The following is a 1,039-nucleotide window of genomic DNA, read 5'->3' as shown; positions in this document are numbered from 1 at the left end:
CTAGGGCGACGACGGCGTGGTCACGCAAGGACAGCCGGCGATCAACCAGGCGCCGATCACCGGCGAAAGCATGCCGGTCGCCAAGCAGATCAACGATCAGGTCTTTGCCGGCACCATCAACGGCAACAGCGCCTTCGACTATCGCGTCACCGCAGTGCAAAGCGAATCGACACTGTCGCGCATCGTCAGGAGCGTGCAACAGGCCCAAGGCCAGCGTGCGCCGACGCAGCGTTTCGTCGACCAGTTTGCGCGCTATTACATCCCGTCCGTGGTCGCGGTGGCAGCGCTGATCGCCATCGTGCCGCCGCTGTTGCTGGGTGCGGCGTTCTATCCGTGGCTGTACAAGGCGCTGGTGCTGCTGGTGATCGCCTGCCCTTGCGCGCTGGTGATTTCCACGCCGGTGACGATTGTCAGCGGACTCGCTGCGGCGGCCCGCCACGGCATCCTGATCAAGGGTGGCGTGTACCTGGAACAAGGACGCCTGATCAAGGCGCTCGCCCTCGACAAGACCGGCACCATCACGCACGGCAAACCGGTCGTGACCGACGTTCAACTGTTGTCGGACGGCGATCAGGCCCTGCTATTGCAGCAAGCCGCCAGCCTGGCGCTGCGCTCGGACCATCCGGTGTCGGCGGCGATTGCGGCGCACTGGACACAGCAGCAAAACCAGCAACAACGCCGTGCAGACGAAGTCGCCGACTTCGAAGCCTTGAGCGGACGCGGCGTCAAGGGACGCATCGCCGGCAGCGAATTCCATCTCGGCAATCACCGCCTGGTGCATGAAATGGGCATGTGCAGCCCGCAGCTGGAAGCACGTCTGCAGCTATTGGAAAGGCAAGGCAAGACGACCACCATCCTGTGCCGCGACGGCCGCGTGCAATTGTTGCTGGCGGTCGCCGACACGGTGCGCGACAGCAGCCGCGACGCCATCGCCCAGCTGAAGCAACTCGGCGTCAGCGTCACCATGCTCACCGGCGACAACCCGCACACTGCCCGCGCCATCGGCGACATCGTGCAGCTTGACGACGCGCGAAATATG

Annotated in this window: 1 pseudogene; it reads left to right on the top strand. The window is 64.6% G+C overall.

Annotated features, from left to right (window positions below):
- Positions 1-10: 10 nt before the first annotated feature.
- Positions 11-1,039: pseudogene (locus tag HLUSI_RS29715) on the top strand (HAD-IC family P-type ATPase); the annotation flags it as partial.

It is taken from the genome of Herbaspirillum lusitanum P6-12 (assembly GCF_000256565.1).
GTDB classification, from domain to species: Bacteria; Pseudomonadota; Gammaproteobacteria; order Burkholderiales; family Burkholderiaceae_D; genus Herbaspirillum; species Herbaspirillum lusitanum.
The sequence above is the reverse complement of the archived record's forward strand: the minus strand, read 5'-3'. Positions and strand labels throughout refer to the sequence as shown.